The 20,677-nt window shown below is 51.0% G+C and carries 20 protein-coding genes and 1 tRNA gene; 10 read left to right on the top strand and 11 right to left on the bottom strand.

Annotated features, from left to right (window positions below; all coding sequences use genetic code 11):
* The first annotated feature begins 252 nt into the window (after positions 1–252).
* The 9 genes from FP815_04765 to recO all read left to right on the top strand — a co-directional run bounded on the left by FP815_04765 (position 253) and on the right by recO (position 10,659).
* Positions 253–1,428 (top strand): phosphoglycerate kinase, encoded by a 1,176-nt coding sequence (locus FP815_04765; protein MBA3014249.1) that lies wholly within the window; start codon positions 253–255, stop codon positions 1,426–1,428.
* A 33-nt stretch (positions 1,429–1,461) separates the two neighbouring features.
* Entirely contained in the window at positions 1,462–2,223 is a 762-nt protein-coding gene (locus FP815_04760; protein ID MBA3014248.1) for a triose-phosphate isomerase, read from the top strand.
* A 34-nt stretch (positions 2,224–2,257) separates the two neighbouring features.
* Positions 2,258–2,746, top strand: coding sequence for a preprotein translocase subunit SecG (gene secG, locus FP815_04755; GenBank protein ID MBA3014247.1), 489 nt, complete (start codon positions 2,258–2,260; stop codon positions 2,744–2,746).
* 13 nt (positions 2,747–2,759) lie between these two features.
* Positions 2,760–2,845, top strand: a tRNA-Leu gene (locus FP815_04750).
* Between the two features lie 537 nt (positions 2,846–3,382).
* Positions 3,383–6,919 (top strand): transcription-repair coupling factor, encoded by a 3,537-nt coding sequence (gene mfd / locus FP815_04745; GenBank protein MBA3014246.1) that lies wholly within the window; start codon positions 3,383–3,385, stop codon positions 6,917–6,919.
* A gap of 122 nt (positions 6,920–7,041) precedes the next feature.
* A complete protein-coding gene (locus FP815_04740) occupies positions 7,042–7,857 on the top strand; it encodes a ZIP family metal transporter (GenBank protein ID MBA3014245.1) in 816 nt (271 codons plus the stop codon).
* Positions 7,858–8,128: 271 nt separating this feature from the next.
* A complete protein-coding gene (locus FP815_04735) occupies positions 8,129–9,106 on the top strand; it encodes a hypothetical protein (GenBank protein ID MBA3014244.1) in 978 nt (325 codons plus the stop codon).
* A gap of 5 nt (positions 9,107–9,111) precedes the next feature.
* Positions 9,112–9,915 (top strand): helix-turn-helix domain-containing protein, encoded by an 804-nt coding sequence (locus FP815_04730; GenBank protein ID MBA3014243.1) that lies wholly within the window; start codon positions 9,112–9,114, stop codon positions 9,913–9,915.
* Between the two features lie 6 nt (positions 9,916–9,921).
* Positions 9,922–10,659: a DNA repair protein RecO gene (gene recO / locus FP815_04725; protein ID MBA3014242.1), complete on the top strand. Its 738-nt coding sequence runs from the start codon at positions 9,922–9,924 to the stop codon at positions 10,657–10,659.
* Positions 10,660–10,820: 161 nt separating this feature from the next.
* Here the strand turns inward: recO and FP815_04720 are convergent, their stop codons facing one another.
* The 9 genes from FP815_04720 to FP815_04680 all read right to left on the bottom strand — a co-directional run bounded on the left by FP815_04720 (position 10,821) and on the right by FP815_04680 (position 17,726).
* The gene (locus FP815_04720; GenBank protein MBA3014241.1) at positions 10,821–11,393 is read right to left on the bottom strand and encodes a flavodoxin family protein; all 573 of its coding nucleotides are present in this window, start codon (positions 11,391–11,393) and stop codon (positions 10,821–10,823) included.
* A 199-nt stretch (positions 11,394–11,592) separates the two neighbouring features.
* Positions 11,593–12,066 (bottom strand): intradiol ring-cleavage dioxygenase, encoded by a 474-nt coding sequence (locus tag FP815_04715; GenBank protein MBA3014240.1) that lies wholly within the window; start codon positions 12,064–12,066, stop codon positions 11,593–11,595.
* Positions 12,067–12,078: 12 nt separating this feature from the next.
* A complete protein-coding gene (rpsA, locus tag FP815_04710; protein MBA3014239.1) occupies positions 12,079–13,287 on the bottom strand; it encodes a 30S ribosomal protein S1 in 1,209 nt (402 codons plus the stop codon).
* Positions 13,288–13,343: 56 nt separating this feature from the next.
* The gene (locus FP815_04705; GenBank protein ID MBA3014238.1) at positions 13,344–13,871 is read right to left on the bottom strand and encodes a metallophosphoesterase; all 528 of its coding nucleotides are present in this window, start codon (positions 13,869–13,871) and stop codon (positions 13,344–13,346) included.
* Positions 13,868–14,551, bottom strand: a complete 684-nt coding sequence (locus FP815_04700; protein ID MBA3014237.1) for an outer membrane lipoprotein carrier protein LolA — start codon at positions 14,549–14,551, stop codon at positions 13,868–13,870. Before FP815_04700 ends, FP815_04705 begins: the two co-directional genes overlap by 4 nt.
* Positions 14,552–14,749: 198 nt before the next feature.
* Positions 14,750–15,541: a glutamate racemase gene (gene murI, locus FP815_04695; GenBank protein ID MBA3014236.1), complete on the bottom strand. Its 792-nt coding sequence runs from the start codon at positions 15,539–15,541 to the stop codon at positions 14,750–14,752.
* Positions 15,542–15,604: 63 nt separating this feature from the next.
* On the bottom strand, positions 15,605–16,543 hold the full coding sequence (locus tag FP815_04690; GenBank protein MBA3014235.1) for a diguanylate cyclase: 939 nt from the start codon (positions 16,541–16,543) through the stop codon (positions 15,605–15,607).
* Between the two features lie 2 nt (positions 16,544–16,545).
* Positions 16,546–17,418: an HDOD domain-containing protein gene (locus FP815_04685; GenBank protein MBA3014234.1), complete on the bottom strand. Its 873-nt coding sequence runs from the start codon at positions 17,416–17,418 to the stop codon at positions 16,546–16,548.
* A complete protein-coding gene (locus FP815_04680; GenBank protein ID MBA3014233.1) occupies positions 17,418–17,726 on the bottom strand; it encodes a hypothetical protein in 309 nt (102 codons plus the stop codon). Before FP815_04680 ends, FP815_04685 begins: the two co-directional genes overlap by 1 nt.
* A gap of 340 nt (positions 17,727–18,066) precedes the next feature.
* Between FP815_04680 and FP815_04675 the strand changes: the two genes are divergently transcribed.
* On the top strand, positions 18,067–18,378 hold the full coding sequence (locus FP815_04675) for a zinc ribbon domain-containing protein (protein MBA3014232.1): 312 nt from the start codon (positions 18,067–18,069) through the stop codon (positions 18,376–18,378).
* A 50-nt stretch (positions 18,379–18,428) separates the two neighbouring features.
* On the opposite strand, the gene queA is transcribed toward FP815_04675, so the two are convergent.
* Together queA and FP815_04665 are read right to left on the bottom strand one after the other, a co-directional pair.
* Positions 18,429–19,520, bottom strand: a complete 1,092-nt coding sequence (queA, locus tag FP815_04670) for a tRNA preQ1(34) S-adenosylmethionine ribosyltransferase-isomerase QueA (GenBank protein ID MBA3014231.1) — start codon at positions 19,518–19,520, stop codon at positions 18,429–18,431.
* Positions 19,521–19,904: 384 nt separating this feature from the next.
* Positions 19,905–20,105, bottom strand: coding sequence for a DUF2065 domain-containing protein (locus tag FP815_04665; protein ID MBA3014230.1), 201 nt, complete (start codon positions 20,103–20,105; stop codon positions 19,905–19,907).
* Positions 20,106–20,677 lie beyond the last annotated feature (572 nt).

Genomic DNA, 20,677 nt, shown 5'->3' with positions numbered 1-20,677 from the left:
GTTTACGGTTGACAGTTGACGGTGATAGGGTCCTGCCAATGGCTGAGAACACACTGACATTGAGTATCATGCGATGATTTATGACTAACCATGATTCTTTTAACCGTAAACCGACAACTAATTACCGTTAACCTGTGTAGTTACGTTGAACAATAGATTGCGTTGTTCCATTTCAGCCATAGATAGCGATTTTTTTGTGTCCCAACTCGCAATGCCACCCGGCCCACAAACTTATCACAAGGAGTCCTTGTCATGATGCAAATACACGATCTTGATGTGACCAACAAACGAGTCCTGATGCGGGTGGACTTTAATGTCCCCATGGATAGCAGTGGGAACATCACCGATGACACCAGGATACAGGGAGTGCTACCCACGATCAGACTCCTGATCGAAAAAAACGCCAGAGTCGTACTCTGCTCCCATTGCGGACGTCCCAAGGGACAACGCCTGGAAAAATTCTCTCTGGCCCCTGCGGCAAAGCGGCTCAGTGAACTTTTGAAACAGCCGGTCCTCATGGCCCCTGACTGTTTGGGACCAGAATCCATGGCCATGGCTGACGGTCTCAAGGCAGGCGAAATAATGCTTCTTGAAAATCTCCGTTTTCATCCTGAAGAACAAAAAAACGATCCTGACTTTGCCAAGGCTCTGTCCGCCTTTGGTGATTGCTATATCAACGATGCCTTCGCTGTCTCCCACAGGGCAGACGCATCGGTCGAGGGGGTAACCCACTATTTCACCGCCAAGGCTGCCGGCCTGCTACTCTACCGAGAGATTGAATTCTTCAATAAGGCGGTAATCAATCCAGCCCGTCCATTAATGGCGATCCTCGGCGGCGCCAAGGTCTCCTCAAAACTATCGGCCATCCGCAACATGCTCGACCGGGTTAACGGGATGATTATCGGCGGGGCTATGGCTAACACCTTTCTCAAGGCCCAAGGCCACGACATCGGCTCATCTCTGGTTGAAAACGATCTGCTCGACACCGCCCGCGAGCTTCTGAGTCTGGCCAGTAACAAGAACATAACCATCCACCTGCCCACGGATTTTGTAGTGGCTGATACCTTTGCCGCCGACGCGACAACCCGGATAGTAGGGCTGGACAAGGTCCCGAACGGATGGATGATCCTAGACATCGGCCCAGACAGCGCAGCATCCTTCACCAAAGCTCTCGCTGAAGCCAAGACCATCGTCTGGAACGGCCCCATGGGAGCTTTTGAAATGACGCCATTTGCCAACGGCTCAACAGCCCTGGTCCAAGCGGTCACCAACAGCTCCGCTCTTTCCATAGTGGGTGGCGGCGATACCAATGCCCTCATCAACCAGGCCAATGCCGGCAATAAGGTCTCCTACATGTCCACCGGCGGCGGGGCCTTTCTTGAATTGATGGAAGGGAAACAACTCCCTGGGGTCACGGCCTTAGACTAAGACAACATTTCACGTTTAACAGGAGATTACACCATGCCGCGCCGCACCTTAATTGCCGGAAACTGGAAAATGCACCTTACCCTTGCGGAAGCCGCAAAACTCGCTACTGCCGTAGGACTTGCTACTACTGACGCCGAATGCGAAGTCATGATCGCTCCGCCATTTACCTCTTTGCCCACCGTGGCCGAAGCGCTGCGCGGAACCAAGGTTCTGCTTGGTTCCCAAAATGCCTGTTGGGCGGATAAAGGTGCCTTTACCGGGGAGATTTCTCCCTTGATGCTCAAGGAAATCGGGTGCACCCTTGTGATCCTCGGCCACTCCGAGCGCCGCCACCTGTTTCACGAAGATAACTCCATGATCAACCTTCGCCTGCAAGGAGTCATGTCCTTTGGTCTAATTCCAGTGCTCTGCATTGGCGAAACTCTGGAGCAACGCCAGAATGGTCACACCATACAAGTGCTTGAGTCCCAGCTCCGCGAAGGGCTTGCCGCTGTCACCCTGGACGATCCAAACCACCTGATAATCGCTTACGAGCCGGTCTGGGCCATTGGTACCGGCCAGACGGCATCCACCGAGCAGGCCCAAGACGCCCATGCCTTTATCCGAACAATTCTCGCCGACCTTTTTAAGAAAACTGTTGCTAGTGGAATTAGAATATTGTATGGTGGCTCGGTCAAATCGGACAACGTTGATGCCTTAATGGGCCAGGCGGACATTGATGGCGCGCTCGTCGGTGGCGCCGCGTTGCAAATTGATTCTTTTGCCCGGATCATTCATCATCGAACCGGCGCATAATTAAAGTTGTACCTATTCTAACCAGGATTTTTTAATGGTCACCCTGTTAACAATTGTTCATATCTCTGTCTGTTTCTTCCTAATCGTTATCGTGCTCCTTCAGCACGGCAAGGGGGCTGACATGGGTGCCTCCTTTGGTGGCGGCTCAGGACAGACAGTATTCGGCACAGAAGGTCCATTGCCATTGCTTAACAAAATCACCACGACTGGTGCCATTGTTTTTATGATTACTTCCGTCTCATTGGCCTACTACTCCGCCAACACTTCCAAAAGTTCGGTGATGAAGTCAATGCGCGTAACTGCACCAATTGAGCAACAAGTCGATATTGCACCGACTCCGGTCGAAGTGCCAATGACCCCGGAAACACAGGTCCAGAGCGAAGGCAAGACTGACCCAACGGCCCAATTCCCCGGCGCCAAGACCACAGACACACCTGCTGCAGCACCTCAAACACAAGAGGTTAAAATACCGGCTGAGTCTCAACCAAAGGAGGCTGCTCCAGCCCAAAAACAAGAACAATAAGAAATTATGCTTTGCCGAAGTGGTGGAATTGGTAGACACACCATCTTGAGGGGGTGGCGACCCACGGTCGTGCGAGTTCGAGTCTCGCCTTCGGCACCATATTGTAGTCCACAATAGTTCATAGCAGTTCTTAAAACCCGCAATCAGCAATGATTCGCGGGTTTTTTGTTTCCATCAAAAACCTTGCAAACATCTACCCGGCCAACGTATAATAGAAATTTTCACAGCACATTAAAACCCTCCGGAATAGACTGATCTATTCAATCCTATCACCAAAAATCGTAAACGTTCAGCAACACCGCATCTGCTTTGTCATCGGCCTGGTCCGCATACCATGTGTATAGCGTACAGGCCTCTTTCGCGCATCTGCAGCGATATGAACGTTTACAGTTCCGGGGTTACCTGTAGTTTTGATGCCCCAGGTGAACGGTTACAAAAAATCGATACATATCAAGAATAACAGTCTACTCTCTTGAAGTGAATATCTAACCAAACGCCACCTCTTCGAACCCAATTTTTTTGGCGCCACTTATCACCAACAACCCTACAAGAAAGAACCAACTCACCTGTCAATGGCCCTCTCTTTCCTCACAAACATCACCCTAGCCATCTCTCCCATTGAAAACTTTTAAACACATCATAACTCTGCTGGGACATAAAAATGCTCAGCTTTCGCTTGCCGGACTCAAACCCAGCGCAGCCGCCCTCCTCGCCGCCCGAGCCAACACCGCCCTCGGCGCCCCGCTGCTCCTGGTGACAGCAACCGAGTCACAGGCAGTCCAAATGGCTTCAGACCTGGCGCTATTCACCACCACCCCAATCCACCACTACCCCGGCTATGAAATACCGCCCTACTCTCCGCTGTCGCCTGACCCTCAGACCACAGCCCAACGGCTGTCAGTCCTCTACCAAATCAAGACCGGAACCGGTCCTTATATCATGGTGGCTTCCTGCGAGGCACTTCTGCGCAAAGTTCTGCCAGACATCCTGCTTACCGGTCTGGCAGAACTGATCATCAGTGGTGAGGAGGTCGATCAGGAGAACCTTTCCCGCCGTCTGGTCGAGGCTGGTTACGAGTCGATGAGCTTGGTCCAAAACGCCGGAGAATTCAGTCGCCGCGGTGGAATCATGGACATCTTTCCTCCTGGTTTTGAGTACCCTGTCCGCCTGGATTTCTTTGGCGATACGGTTGAGGCCATGCGCCTCTTCGATCCTATTTCCCAACGATCGATCCAGGAGATCACCGAAGCAGAGATTATCCCGGCTAGCGACATCCTCTATCCGGCGACCGACGCGGGACAGACCAAACTGTTAACCCGTATTCGGCAGATCTCCGAGGACCTCAGGTGGAGCAGGGACGAGCTTGATGTGATCCTTGAAAAAATCGACGGTGGACTCAAGTTTCCAGGCATTGAATTTTTTATCCCCCTGTTTTATGACACCTTAAGCGATCCGCTGAGCTTCCTGACCCCAGGCAGCATGATCTTCCTTCTTGACCCCCACCAGATCGCCAGAACCATCCAGCTGGTATGGGAACGGATTAACACCAACTACCAAGAGTCTCAAACAGCACAAACCGCTATAGTCCCTCCAGAAGAACTTTTCCTGACAGAAGAGGTGTTTAATCAACGCACTGAGCAATTCCGTCTGGTCAAACTTTTTGACTTTGAAGAATCACCAACCGAAACAACAGCGCCCCTACCCCCTGAAACAACTGGATCTCAAACCGCTTTAACCAACCCGGCAATCGATACCATTTCTCTCCACTGCGGCAACCACATCCTGATCAAACAGCACCTCGAACTGCAGCGCCAGAAATTTGGACTGCTCGCGCCACTCACCGCCTACCTCCGAGACTGGCTCAACACTGGCGACCAGATCCACATCTCATGCCGCTCCGAACGGCACGCGACCCAACTTGGCCAGATGCTCTCGGCTCACGATCTGCCCATCACGATCAGTAACGGCCCCGCACTAACGCTTACAACCACAAGCAAGGCGATTACACTCTATCCATTTCCCCTGTCCACAGGTTTTGATCTCCTTGAGGAAAAAATCCACTTCGTTTCTGAAATCGAACTCTTCGGTGAGAAACGCATCTCCAGAACCAAGAAACGCAAAGCCAAGACCGACAATGAAACTACTGTTAACTTCGAGGAGCTGAAAATCGGTGACATCGTGGTCCACCGCGACCACGGCCTGGCCATTTATGACGGCATCATCAATATCATCGTGGGCGAAGTGGCCAACGATTTCCTGCTCTTAACCTACAAGGATGGCGACAAACTCTATGTGCCGGTGGATCGAATCAACACCATCAGCAAATACAACGGCCTCTCAGACAAGGCCCCGGTGCTCACTCGCTTAGGCAGCAAAGCCTGGACCTCCACCAAACAAAAAGTCCAGGAGGCAGTGTGGAAGGTAGCCCAGCATCTGCTCACCCTCTACGCCCGACGCAAGGTGGTCACTGGCACAGCCTTCTCCCGTCCCGATGCACTCTACCAGGAACTTGAGGAGTCTTTCTCCTACGATGAAACACCAGGTCAGATCAAAGCCATCAACGAGGTTCTCGACGACCTCACCTCCGAACAGTGCATGGATCGACTAGTCTGCGGTGACGTCGGATTTGGCAAGACAGAGGTGGCTATTCGCGCCACCTTCAAAGTCGTCGCCGACGGGTACCAAGTTGCCGTTCTGGTGCCGACCACAGTCCTTGCCGAACAACACGCCGAGACCTTCCGGGAACGACTGAACGGATTCCCGGTGACCATTGAGTGCTTAAACCGCTTCCGCACCACAGCCGAGCAGAAACATATCCTGAAAAACTTAAGCGAAGGACGGGTAGACATCATCATCGGCACCCACCGCATTCTCTCCAAGGATGTGAGTTTCAAACGCCTGGGGCTCCTGATTGTCGACGAGGAACACCGTTTCGGCGTCATTCACAAAGAACGCCTGAAATTATTAAAGAGCGGGATCGATGTCCTGACCCTGACCGCCACCCCCATCCCTCGCACCCTGCAGATGTCACTCCTCGGCGTCCGTGACCTGTCGGTGATCAGTACCCCACCGGTTAACCGCCAATCGGTCAAGACCTTCATCGCCAAATATTCAGACCTGGTGATCAAGGAAGCCGTCATCCGCGAGTTGCAACGGGGCGGCCAAGTCTTCCTGGTCCACAATCGTGTCCATTCCATTCACGAACTAGCATTCAGGGTTCAGAAACTGGTGCCCGAGGCAAAAATTGCCGTAGCCCACGGCCAGATGCCAGGCAAAAATCTGGAAGAGATCATGGTCAACTTTGTCCGTAAGGAAGTCAATGTCCTGATCTGTACCACCATCATCGAATCAGGGCTCGACATCCCCAACGCCAACACCATCATCATCAACCGTGCGGACCGCATGGGCCTGGCAGAGATCTATCAACTTCGAGGCCGAGTGGGCCGCAGTAAAGAACAGGCCTACGCCTACCTCCTGGTCCCATCGCTTGACCTCCTTTCCAAAGATGCCAAACAACGCCTGCGCGCCTTGATGGACTATAACGAACTGGGCGGCGGCTTCAAGCTGGCCTTAAGCGACCTCCAAATCCGCGGTGGCGGCAATATTTTAGGAGAATCCCAGAGCGGTACCATCGCCGCAGTGGGCTACGACCTCTACCTCGACCTGCTCCAAAAAACAGTCGATGACCTCAAGCGCCGTGGGGAGTTTGGCGAAGATGGACAACCACCTCCCCCAGAGATCGACCCGGAAATTAACCTCAAACTTTCGGCCTTTATCCCGGAAAGCTTTATCCCCGATCCGGACCAGCGCTACATTGCCTATCGCCGGATCGCCAGCATTGGCTCAGAGGAAGAGGCAAACGATTTGATGGCAGAATTTGCGGATCGATACGGACAGTTGCCACCATCCACCCTCAATCTCTTTGGCGTTATCACATTGAAACTTATGCTCAAAGTCTTACATATCGTCAAACTGGAAGCAGCTCCCAACGCCCTGGTTTTCTCCTTTGCCAACAATACCCCACTTTCCCCAGAACGGATTTTACTCTACGTGGAACGCCACAAAAAGACCGCACGCATCACCCCTGACAGCCGGTTAGTAATTACCACTCCAATCGCCTCAACAGAATCGATATTCGAGACGGTTAGAAAAATATTGCACTTACTTGGCTAATCAAGCTAATGAGGAGATGAGACTGGTAGAGGTGTTGTGTTTATCCCCCCAGACGAGTAAGCACCGTTATTTCGTAATCTCATAATGGTCCAGCAAACACCTAGAATACCATAACAAAATCCATGATTACCGCTTTCCAACAACTCGACCCAATCATCCAGGCGCTCTGTGCCACCCTGTTCACCTGGTTTATCACAGCACTTGGGGCCGCCCTTGTTTTTTTCACCCGCAAGGTCAATGACAAATTAATGGATTGCCTTCTTGGCTTCGCCGCCGGGGTGATGATCGCCGCAAGCTTTTGGTCTCTACTAGCGCCGGGCATTGCCATGGCCGAGGAAATGGCAATGACCCCTTGGCTGACAGCGGCATTAGGCTTCATGGCCGGTGGAATTTTCATGAGACTTATTGACGTATTCCTCCCACACCTCCATCCTGGCCTTGCCATCAACCACAGCGAGGGGGTCAAGACTTCCTGGCAACGCAGCACCTTACTGGTTCTTGCCATAACTCTTCATAATATCCCAGAGGGTCTGGCCGTTGGTGTGGCCTTCGGAGCCGTTGCCGCGGGCCTGCCCTCGGCAACCATCGGTGGCGCCATTGCCCTTGCCATCGGCATTGGACTGCAAAATTTTCCTGAAGGAGCGGCTGTCTCCATGCCTCTTCGCCGAGAAGGTCATGGTCGGATGAAAAGCTTTCTCTATGGCCAGGCCTCGGGTATTGTTGAGCCCATTGCCGGAGTCGTTGGCGCGCTCTTTGTCACTTCGATGCAGGAAATACTGCCCTATGCCCTATGCTTTGCCGCCGGGGCAATGATCTTTGTGGTGGTGGAAGAACTGATCCCTGAATCGCAACGAAGGGAAGCCAATATCGACATTGTCACCATGGCCACGATGTCAGGATTCACCGTAATGATGATTCTGGACGTTGCCCTTGGCTAACCCGCAATCTTAAATCGATTCAAAGAAACACTCCCTCCCTAACTCCCACAAAAAGGTATTGCGCTTACACCGGTAGCGGAGTAAGTAAAAAGAGTAGAAAATTACACAGTTTGACGATGGTCAGTCACTACCAACCTCTATCAATTTATATTATAGCCCTTAACTCGGTGCGCGCCAAATTAGCGTTGGGTTACAGCCTGACTGCCCGCCCAGCCTACTTAACTTTCGCAATACCCATTCCCTATTAACAACATTAACCTAACATTAAATCATGCGCTTATTCTCCTTATTAATCCTCATGCTCATCTCTTTTGGTTTTCAATCATCTCTCGCCAAGGCTGAGATCGCCGACCGATTAGTAGCCGTAGTCAACAACGATATCATTACCCTGTCGGAACTTAATGAAGAAGGTGAACCTTACTTTCAGGCCCTCATCAAGCAAGCGCCGACAGCTCAACTGCAACACGAAATGCAGAAACTCAAGCAAGATATCTTGTCACATTTAATCGACCAGCGCCTCATCGAACAACAAGCGGCAAAGTACGACATCAAAATCAGCGACGAAGACATCAACCAAGCCATCGAAACCATGTTGTCCGAAAACCGCGGCACCATGGATGACCTTAAAAAAGACCTCGCCACCAAAGGGTTAAGCGAAGAGCAATATCGCAAACAACTTAAAAGTCAGATACTGCAGGCGCGTCTGATTAATTATGAGGTCCGCTCCAAGGTCGTGGTTACTGATGACAAGATCAACCAGTACTACAAAGACAATTACACCTCACTACCGGGAAGTGCCTCCGGCTACCACCTCTTGCAGATGGGTTTCCTCTGGGGAGACCAATACAAAAGAACACAGGATGAGGCACGAAATGCGGCTGAATCTGCGAAAAAACAACTTGATGAGGGAGCAAGTTTTGGCGATGTAGCTCGGTCAGTTTCTGACCTGCCATCGAAGGAGGATGGAGGAGATATAGGAATATTCCAAGAAAACGAACTCGCTCCGTACATGAAAGAAGCCATCCTGACCATGAAGTCAGGCGACATAAGTGGCATTATCGAAACACCGACTGAATACCAAATCCTCAAAGTGCTATCTGACCAGGGCAGCGCTCAAGGTAGCGCCCCGCCACTGATGGAAGTCAAAAAAGACATTGAAACCCAGCTGTACAAACAAGAAGGCGAGCAACTGTTCAAAAAGTGGATTACCGAACTGCGTGCCAACGCCTTTATCAAACAAAACCTGTAGCCATTATGTTCAACAATAAACCAGCGACAAACGATGCGGATAATCAAGCCGCTAAACCGTCAACCGAGACACTTGGGTGCTACCTGAAGGCCGCACGACTGAGCCAAGAGCTGGAGTTAACGGAAATTGCCGCCGAAACCCGGATCGATATCAAAAATATCATCGCACTTGAAGATGATAACCGTTCAGCGCTCCCCGCCGATGTTTTCACCAGGGGGTTCATCAAAATCTATGCGTCACACCTCAAGCTCGATCCCCAGGAAGCTATCCGTCGTTACGAACAGCAATGGGGGGCAGACCTGAATTTTGAAGTTGTTCCTCTGGAAAAAATTAAATCTCCTCCCTCTTTCTGGCCCGGAATCATTATCGCGACCACACTTATCGCCATCCTGTTCGGAATCAGGTTCCTCACCTCAGAGTCACCTATAGACACCGGTATTACCCCAGTCACCGACACATCTTCACCAGTATCTCCAGTAATAATCCCACCCACCCCTGACACTGAGAGTCCCCTCCTCCAGCCCCCCCCCGCAGCAGATATCCCAGCGCCCCAGACACCGCCAGGCACTGAACACCCTCCTTACGAAATCGTTCTGACCTGCGCAGAAGAGCTACCCATGACCATTAGCCTTGACAGTGTGAGAACAACAGAATCAGTCTGCCCGCCCAGGAGTCCGCAAACATGGAGGGCAGACAAAGGCTTTGACCTTACGCTCAGCACAACCCGTGGGGTCACGCTCACCATCAACGGCATTAATGTGCCGATCATGGAGGCAGAGGGACAGAGTATCATCATTCATCGACCTTGACCACGAATGGCCCCTCAAAAAACCCCAGGCGTAGTAATCCACCTCACCGACTTCGGCGAGGCAGACAAAATTGTAACACTCTATAGCCCGATCATTGGTCAATGGTCAGGTATCGCCAAGGGAGCAAAACGAAGCTACAAACGCTTTGTCAACAAACTAGAGCTTTTCTCTCTCCTGGACATCGATTACAATGACCAGTACAGCCTGCCCATCATCAACCAGGCGGAGCTGATCAACAGCCACCTTCCGTTACGCCACAACTACTCTGCCTATACCGCTGCCACCTTGGTATGTGAGCTGTTCCGGTCCTGGACACACGCCAACGATCACGATCCAGAACTCTTTTCCTGGCTGGTCTGGGTCCTGGGACAACTAAGCCGCTGTCAAGCCATCATGGAAACGATGGCGATTTTCCTGGTCAAGTATTATGACAGGTTGGGCTATCAACCAAACCTCACGGTCTGTGATTCCTGTCAACAGCTACAGAGCAGCGGAAGTCCCTTTCAATTCAGGGCAAGTCACGGCATCATCCTCTGCCGCCGATGCTACCACTCCCCACTTACCATTCCGCTATCAATCAGCACAGTCAAACTCATGGGCAAAGCCCAAAGCTTGCCCATGGACAAGATTGACCGCCTCCGCTTCACCCCGGTCTCGGCCCAAGAGGCCATCACTCTCTTTAAAGCCTATGACCGCGCCTTGCTTGACCGAGAAAGTCCCTCTTGGAACTTTATTGGCAACTGATCGTAATCGTTCACCAGTGGCAAGAAACATCCCCAAAGCCCCTCATCGTAACCGTACAGATGTGCTCCAGATTCGTTCAAGTAGAGCTGCGAGCCATAGCAGCGCTATATGAGCAGGGCTGATCGAACGAAGATGGGGTGCAGCTGAACGGTTACAACTGATCAGCGCATCCGTTCAAGCAGCCAGGACATATTTCGTCCCAAATCCTGCATGGTCTTAACCCCCTCCTGATCCTCCTGAACCTGACCCGGCTCCCGCCCCTTACCCACGTTCCAGTACGACGAACCGACTACAATCATCTCCCCGATCAGGAAAAAGTTATTCAACGTACTAAAGACATGTGAGGCCCCGCCACGCCGCACCGCCACAACGCCTGCTCCAAGTTTACGCTTAAACATGTTATCATTGGCACGAGCCACCATCCCTGCACGCTCGATCAACCCCTTCATGTTCGCTGAAACATCCGCGAAATAAGTCGGTGAGCCCAGCAGAATGGCATCAGCCGCCAGCATCTTATCGATACAGTCGTTGAGCATATCCGTTTTGATAGCGCAGCACTTGTTCTTTTTCTCAAAGCACTGATAGCAAGCAATGCAACCTTGAACCACATGCCCCGACATCTCGACCAGTTCGGTGTCATGACCGGCCTTGGTTAATTCCTCCAAAACCATGGTCAAGAGCTGCGCGGTATTGCCCCCCTTTCTGGCACTGCCATTGATTGCGACGATCTTCATGATTGTTTCTCCTATTAGCTCTTTTTTATCTATAAACTCGGCTGCTGCAAGCACCAGCCTTCAACTCCACTCAAGGAAAAGTTTGTAAGAAGGTGGACTGAGCGGGACCACCCCAAAACCCGATAGTCCCTACTGTGTAACACAGAATAGGCGCAGCAGTATCGCCCTGTCCCTTTGCCGTAAGCTGTCACAGAGCACCTTACGGCAAAGGGGCTAACACCAAGTCAAACTCCGCCTGCCCTTCTCCGGCTCTGATATAATGCTGGGTGATTAACTCTTCATGCCCCGCGGCCTTAACCAGAAGGTGAATATGGGGCTTCCTGTTTACATATTCGACAGGGCGACCGGATTCAAATCGGTATTGCCCATTAGCATCGGCAAATACTGTCGCCCGGTGGGCATCGTCGTATTCCCCTCTCGGATTGACAAGCCAGAACTCGATACGGCTGCCAGGGAGGGGACGGCATCCGGAAGTCGAGAGGACACGACCCTTCAGCAGATACCCCTTGCCCACCGCATCCCTTACCGGAGCCCCTGACCGATAAAAGGGACCAATCTCATCGAATGGAGTAGGCTCGCAATTCTCGGTCACGGGTGGTGGGAGGTCACAGGAAACCAGTCCGACACCAGCCAAAAAACTGACAATTAACCGGAACAAGAAGGACTTCGTCACAGCAGAAACTCCTTACTTCTTAAAGCGCGCGGCCAACAATTCACCCAAGGTTCCCATTGAATCCTTCTTAGCGCCTCGCTTCTCCTGCAGGTAGTGCTTGAACTCCTGACGGTTCTCCTTATCCTCGGCCTGCTCCTTGCCACTCTCTGGGGATGAACCCTCATGAACGTCAGTCGCGGCAAGAGAAAGAGAGATTCGCCGCTCGTCAAGATTGATCGCGTCGACCCTGACCTCGACCTCCTGACCTTCCTGCACAACCTCGCGGGGGTGATTAATCCGACGGCCACGCCCCAGCGCTGAGATGTGAAGCAACCCGTCAACCCCCTCACCAAGGGTGGCAAAGGCGCCAAAATTAGCAAGCCGTGCAATTCTGGCTAGATGCACCGACCCTTCCGGATAGTTGACCGTCACCATCGACCAGGGATCGGTCTGAGCATTCTTGAGGCTGAAGGAGAACCGCTCTTTCTCCCAATCGAGCTTCATCACCACCACCTCCAGATGCTGGCCAACCCGCAGACGCTCGTTAATATCATCGATATGACCCCAGGCAATCTCCGACACCGGCAGCAGACCTTCAATCCCACCAATATCGACAAAGGCGCCAAAATTACGGATAGAGGTGACGGTTCCACTGACTACCGCGCCCTCGGTCAACGACTCACGAAGACGCGCCGCATTGATCCTCCGCTCCTCCTCCAGGATAGAACGATGGGATACAATAATATTTCTGCCCTTCTCACCGAACTCAATGATCCGGAAGGCCAAATTCCGACCGACCACGGCCTCGCTGTCGATCCGGCCCAGACCGATCTGTGAAAATGGACAAAAGGCCCGGGTGCTGCCAGCAATCTTGATATCGTAGCCACCCTTAATCTCCTTCTCCACCAGCCCTTCCACCGGGATGCCGCCACGATATGCCTCCTCAAGATGAGCATTGGCCTCGCTTCCTTTGCCCAGTCTGGTGGTAAACTGCATTCCACCCTTGCCGCTGCCCAGAAAATATGCCGCAATCTGGTCCCCGTCTTTAATGGTAACCTCACCCTCAGGCCCAACCACCTCGCTCAAGGCGAAATATCCTTCACTCTTACCGCCCAGGTCGATAAAAACCCACTCCTTACTGATCCGGACCACAGTGGCTGACACCTTCTGGCCAGCTTCAAAGGTCGTCGGCTTAGCAGAACTCTCATCAAACATTTGGGCAAAACTTAACTCTTCAGTCATAATCGTCTTCCTCTTCAAGACTGGTTAACAGGGATAGAGCACCCATCCCTTTAAATTCACGCAGATGACTTTCCTTGCGACCTGCTGTTGGCAATCTCCACTCGCTCTACTTCCTTGGTGGCTGATTCTAAAATGGCGAAACACGGGGGATCGACCTCAGCTCCCAACAACTCTCCAGGATTGATCAGCAGACAATCGCCATGACGCTCAACGCCATAGCAATGGTTATGGCCGCAGCAGACGACATCAAACCGCCCTTGACAGGCCAACCCCCGTGCCATCTCCGGATAGTGGGTAAATGCAATCTTAAGCCCCCCCGCTTCAATAGCCCCAAGCACCCCATGGTGGGTCAACGTTGGCAGCGCCGTACCGCAACGCTGGGAGATCAGATGCTGATCACCGGCGTTATTCCCGTAAATCAAGTGCACCGCCCCCCCGAACTCTGCCAGCACCGGAAGCATAAATGGCGAAATCAAATCGCCGCAATGAATGATAGCGCTGACCCCGTAAGCGGTGCAGTAGGTTACGGCCGCCCGCAGGTTGGGAATATTGTCATGAGTGTCAGACAGGATGGCGATTCTCATTTGTCTATAATTTCTGTGCCGTTAGGCGGAGTAAAATGGAAATTTGACGCCGGGACCTCCTGATTGATGCTCAGCTTGGAAAAAACCAAATCAGTCACCGTCCCGAATTTATCTGTAACCTTAAGTCGGGTCATTAAAAAACTTTTCCGGCCTACCCACAAGGAGATGAAATCAATCTGGGGATGGCCCTGTTTAGGGGTGAGCTTAAGTTCATAGGTCTCCTGCGGTTGGGCAAGATCCTCCTCTTCCGGGCCGGTCACCACAAAATCCCGCTGAATATCACCCTTTCCGGTAAAAAAAGCATAGGTCACATCAGACTCCAAATACTCTTTGGCCGGGGTAACCATCATCTGCTTTTCCTTAGCGAAGTACATTGAGATTTTTTCCCCGTCACAGACAAAGACCTGTTGATCCGGCTCGGTATAATCCCAGCGCATCAAACCCGGTTTAGCCAGAATCATTGTCCCTGCACCCAGTCGTTCCCTGGCGCTCATCTTACTGTACGTTGTCTGTTTGAACTCGGCGTGAAGGGTCTTGGTTGCAGCATAGGTCGCCTGAATTTTCTTGGCCACATCCTGCGGCGATAAATCTGCATCAACGGCCAGTGCACGAGGACACAATAATGCCTGCCACACCATAACCAGAAAGAAAATAACGCCATAACGGATCGAACTCATCATTTTGATACACCTATAGAAAATTAAACACAGCAGACGGGAAGTCGCCCTATACCCTTACACCACAAGAAATTACGATATCGATTAATAACTCTGGTTTCAATTGGCGGTTGATAGTGGATCACCCACTGAAATCATGACTCATCGCGAGTCTTTTAACCGTAAACCGACAACTGTTAACCTTCAACTGCCTTGCAATGGTTACGTCCTGATCAAATCAATCCGCCGACCAAATATCTTAGCCGCTGTCGCCACTGCGGCATCAGTGACATCGGAGACATAAAACCGATTCTCGCCGCCACGCGACAAAGTGCGGTCCAGCTCGGGATGAGACAAAAGATACTCTCGCAGACAAGCCGATACTTCCTCAGACGAGTCGATAATCCTGACTTTTTTGCCAATCCGCGGAGCGACAAGGTTCTTCAGCAAAGGGTAATGAGTGCATCCCAACACCAAGGCATCGACTTGATGAATCCGCAAGGGATGGAGATAGCGACGCAGAATCATCTTGGTCTCGCGTTTATCAAGCCACCCCTCCTCCACCAACGGCACAAGAAGGGGGCACTCCTGCGATATCACCCGACACTCAGGAACAATACTCTCGATCTTGCGGGCATAAACACCGCTTTTAACTGTAGCCCTGGTCCCGATAATGCCAACTTTCATCTTTTTCCCGGCCTGACGAACAATCTCAACCACCCGGGTTACCGCAGGATTTATCACATCAAAAATCGGCAGCTCATACTGGCCAAGCATCTCCTCAGTTGTCACAGAGGCCGCAGAGTTACAGGCAATAATAATCAAACGAGCCCCCTTGCCGATCAAAAAATCAATATTCTGCTGAGCATAACGACGTATGGTCTCAGGACTTTTTGAACCATAGGGCGTGCGGGCGAGATCACCAAAATACACCAAATCGTAACCGGGTAACGCCTTTTCTACGGCATGGGCGACGGTCATGCCGCCAACGCCTGAATCAAATATACCAATCATGGGGGATGTCTGTCTGTGATGAAGTAAAAGAAGAACGATAATTACGTAGGGTGAATACCGAAGTTAATCCGGGAAATAGCCTTCTCGACGGTCGATCAAATAATTGTTGCCATCCAAGGCCTTGACCTTGTGTTTAATCTGCGTGGCCACAGCTGCTACCTGGCCTGAGTGTTGAAATTTCCCATGTCCGGTGGGAATGACTGCAATTGAAATACTCAACAAACCAAACCTGGTCTCTCGGCCTTGGCGGTCCTTCTCGACAAACCCGCCTTTCTTCACATCTTCAGGTGCAATAAACAGGTTACGAACCGCTTCGAAGTTAGCTAACACCTTCTCACAGACCTCAACCATTTTAAACTCCGGCACGATAAAGACATAATCATCTCCGCCAACATGACCAACAAAACTCCGTTGCCGTGCAACTTGATCGATGACGTTAACAATCACCCTGGCAACCATCAAGATAACCTCATCACCCTGAGAAAAACCATAATGGTCGTTATACGGTTTAAAATTATCGATATCCACATAGCAGACCGCCATCGGCTCACTGTCAGCCAAGGCATTCTGGATGGCGTTAAGGATGGAAGTATTACCCGGCAACTTGCTCAAGGGATTATTATCAAATACCCGGTTACGGCGAGCCTCGGCCAGTTGGATACGAAGCAATAACTCCTCCGGAGCCACCGGCCTTTCCAGGAGATCGTCCACCGGCAAGACCCGCCAATCAATGCCTGCTACCATCTCTTCCCGAGGTAAGACCAGAATAATCGGAATATTGGTTTTTTGCAGACAGGCATTGGCAACCCTGACCAAATCCAGCTCACCATTCCCGGCAAAACCACGTTCAACGATCAGCAGATCGGGTGGATCCTCAAGAAACAAGCCCACCGCCGTCTTGATATCTGTAGCGACAATAAGCTGATACCCCTTAGCCTCAAGGGAGATACGGCTCTCCTGCCTCTCCAAAATATGGGAACCGGCCACGAGAATCCGCGTCATGCTTAATCTCTGACCTGAATAATTTCGTCAGCGTTGATCTCCAGACTGAACCCCTTGACATCCCAAAGCTTTTCCTCGACCTGGTTAAAGATCTCATCAATATCAGTCGGACTGAAATTAAGAAACTCCCAGGCACGCTTACTCAGCATCGGCACTTTTTTATCACCGGCATGACCATAGCCAAGGCCACGGATCATAATATCGCCAAAATGAATAATGGAACTGGCCAACTGCTCTTCATGGGCCAGGCGAGGGTCATGATGACAGGTCACCGGCTCAATCAGTTTCTTAGGTAGGTTCCAGCCACTCGCCAGCCAACCGCCGGCCTCGGCGTGATCAAGCCCCAACACCTCCATCTCGGCCTGGCGCATGGATATTCCCCGATCCCGCATCAGACGATTAATCATCTGATACTCGTCGGGAAGTTCCATTTTAATCGCCATCTTGCCAATATCGTGGATCAGCCCGGCGGTACTGACCTCTTCCGGGTCCTTGACTCCGAGCCGGGTGGCGATGACATTGCACACCACGGCACAACCCAAGGAGTGTTGCCATAACTCAACATCCTGAGCCTCCATCACCTCAAAAATCGAAGCGCTGATGATCAGACTCTTTACCACATTGAAGCCCAGAAGAATAATGGCGCTGCTGATTGAGCTGATCCGCTGAGGAAAACCGTAAAAGGCAGAATTGACTAATTTCAATAGTTTGGCCGACAAAACATAGTCCTGGCTGATAACCTTGCCCATCTGCTCGGTAGAGATGTCCGGATCTTCAGCCATCTTGCACAACTTGGCAATTATCCCCGGCAGAGTCGGCAGATTCTTCGTCTTGCGCAACGCGGTCCGAAATTCCTGACGTCTGACCTCTTCCATCAATGACTCCGCGATTCCACCATTTTTTTCATAATCCGCTTTTTGAGGTACATCAAGGGTGGTATCGACTTGACCTCGGAAAAACGCTCCTCAACCTCCAACAACTCCTCCTGCAGCGACTTCTCCCCGGGGATAGTAACCGGATGTCCGTCCACAGTAACCTGCGCAATACCCATTTTTTCAAATCGCGCCAGCAGGGAAGATGATAAGACTGTGCCCTTACCACACAAAACTCTGCCATCGGAGGTCAGTACATCCTTTGCCAGAATCATTCCGTCCTTGGCCTGAAGAGTTAAAATCTGCTGCACAGTCATACTCCCATACTCAACAATAACGACCGATCCCGCTCACCATCAACAGACTCTGGTGACGCTCTCTCCTGATGCCATTTAACCAACAATACCGCTTTTTTCAACAGGCTATTCCAAAACAACTTCAAGTTCCAGGGACACCAACTCCATCACCCCATAGATTTTCACAGACTTGTGCCTTAAGTGAAATATTCTTATTGAATCAGAAAGAGACTAAAATAACAATGCCATTGACAGACCGAGCCAGGATAATTAAATTGGTTTCGCCTACTAAGGCAGATGCCCTGGAGTGTTCGTCCAAGGATATTGAACAGAACCAACGTAAGGAGTAGCCGAAATGCCAATTTATGAGTATCAATGCGACAAATGTCAACAACTAACGGAAGCCTGGCAAAGTTTAGCCGATGAACCTTTAACCACCTGCCAATCGTGCTCCGGGTCATTAAAGAAGATCATATCCATGAGTTCTTTCCACCTGAAGGGCGGCGGCTGGTACGCAGATAGTTACAACGGATCAAGCAACCAGAAATCATGCTCATCCGCCAATTCCTGTCCAGCGAAAGAGACAACCCCAGCCACCTCCACATCAGACACTAAACCCGCCTGCAGCCAAAGCGCCTCGTGCAACGCCTCAGCCACAGCATCATGATATAAGACCCCTTAGTTACATCACAAAAAAAGAGGCCTCTGGCCTCTTTTTCATTTCCGGACCAAGGCCATGGCGTCACCATAACTATAAAAACGGTAGCCAAGAGCAAGGGCCTGACGATAGGCAGTCATTACTTGATCGTACCCGGCAAAGGCGCTGACCATAAAAAGCAGTGACGATTTCGGCAGATGGAAGTTGGTGATCAGATTATCTACCACCCGGAAGGTATAACCCGGATAAATATAGAGACTGCACCAACCGGACACAGCCTCTAGGCGCCCCGAAACGGACGCAAATTCCAAGGCCCGCGCCGACGTCGTCCCTACCGCCCAAACCCGGCCACCAGCCTGTTGCGCCCGCAGGATGGCTTGCACTGCAGTTTCAGAGACAGTGACATATTCAGCATGGATTAAATGATCCCTGACATCCACGGCCCGAACCGGTGCAAAGGTGCCATAGCCAACGTGAAGAGTGACTTCAGTCAACTGGGTGCCCTGCCCCTTAATCTCGGCAAGCAACTGATCACTGAAGTGCAAGCCAGCAGTAGGAGCGGCAATCGCTCCACTTGTCCGGGCATAAATCGTCTGGTAGCGTTCCCTGTCACTTTCGGCTTCCCCCTGATCTCTCCGAATATAGGGGGGAAGCGGCATCACTCCATACCGATTCAGAACCTCATCCAGATCACCTTGCCAACGCAAGAGTACCTGAACCTCTCCATTATCTAGGATCGCCAAGACGTCGGCAGAAAGATCCGTCCCAAACAACAACCGACTCCCTGCCTTAGGGCGTTTAGAACTCTTCACCAGCCCCCTGACTTCAGCCTGATGATCATCTAAAAAGGAGAAAGACTCACTCTCGCCGCCACCCGAGTCTGGATAGTGAAGCAGCAAAAGTTCTGCCTGCCCTCCACTCTCTTTGCGGCCTAAAAGCCGGGCAGGAAAAACCTTGGTATCATTAAGCACCAGAATATCTTCGGGACGAATCAAACTCGGCAAATCAGCAAATTTTGAATCCGCAGTGATCCCGGCAACGCCATCAACCACCAATAGTCTGGAGCCATCACGACACTCTGTTGGCTCTTGAGCTATCTGCGCCTCTGGCAGTTGATAGTCATAAGAGTCAATATGAAAAATAGAATCCATCACGACATCAGTTTTAAATAATCTAATTATTAGACTTATAAACTTAAGGAAAAAGATAACTGCTCAGGTTGTCGGTTGACAGTTGACGGTGATTGGGTCCTGCCAATGGCTGAGAACACACTGACATTGAGTATCATGCGATGGACTAACCATGATTCTTTTAACCGTAAACCGATAACTGATTACCGTTAACCTGTGTAGTTAAATAAACTTTAAGGAAAAAGAAGGGGAAAAGACAGGGAATAGATACTTTCAACAGACTAATCACTCACACGCTGATACCCTCAGTCGTGACCAATTCATCAAACCTTACCTGGCGTCAGTCACTGAACCTGCCCCAAGAATCCCGGCCAATAAACGTTTCAACTAAAAGCAAACATGCTATCAGCCCAAAAGCTGCGTCCTCTGGGCGAGATAACATAACAAGAAACCAGTAACGATAGACAGGAAACCTAAGACTCGTAACAGTTTAGGCGGCATACGCGTCAACTGCTTAAGCCACTTCTGCATCGGCTCTGGAAAGGCGGCATAGGGCAACCCCTCTATTACCAAAATCACCCCGATCAATGAGACTAAAAATTTCATTGGGCCTCTTTCTTGATCTGGGCATCCTCAACAACAACCTCATAGGTCAAGGCGCCAAAAGCCTTATCCGTTTTAACTGTTCCGCTGACAGTAACGATATCGTCCTTAGCGACCTCCTGGGTTGTTGTGACCACCAGCTTATGATTGCCTCGCTTTGAACTGCCGGTTCCGTCAACTATCCGAAGCCATTGCAATCCTTCAAAGAGCGAAAGCTTGACCACCTTTCCTCGCACCACAACTTTTTTACTGTTCAAAGTATCTTTTTTTTCAAAAATTTCGGCAACTGTGTAAGCGTCAGCTCCCTCAGCCTTTAAGATTTTCACCACATCCTGGGTTTCGGTTTTGTCATCAGCGGTACTAACCACACGCTTCAAAACCCCACTGATTCCCCCCGAAAAAACAATCTTGTCAAAAGTGCGTCCTAATGTCGGGCTGGTATATGAACCCATCTGCATTCCAGGTTGCAGTTGAATCTCATCGCCGACCTTGACTAACGACTCAGGCACTGCAAACCACTCCTTGGTTCCTTGTCGATCAAGTAGGATATAGGTATAACTGCTACTGTTCATTGT

This window comes from Desulfobulbaceae bacterium, assembly GCA_013792005.1.
Taxonomy (GTDB): Bacteria; Desulfobacterota; Desulfobulbia; order Desulfobulbales; family VMSU01; genus VMSU01.
Note: the sequence above shows the minus strand (reverse complement) of the source record. Positions and strands in the feature narration are given on the sequence as shown.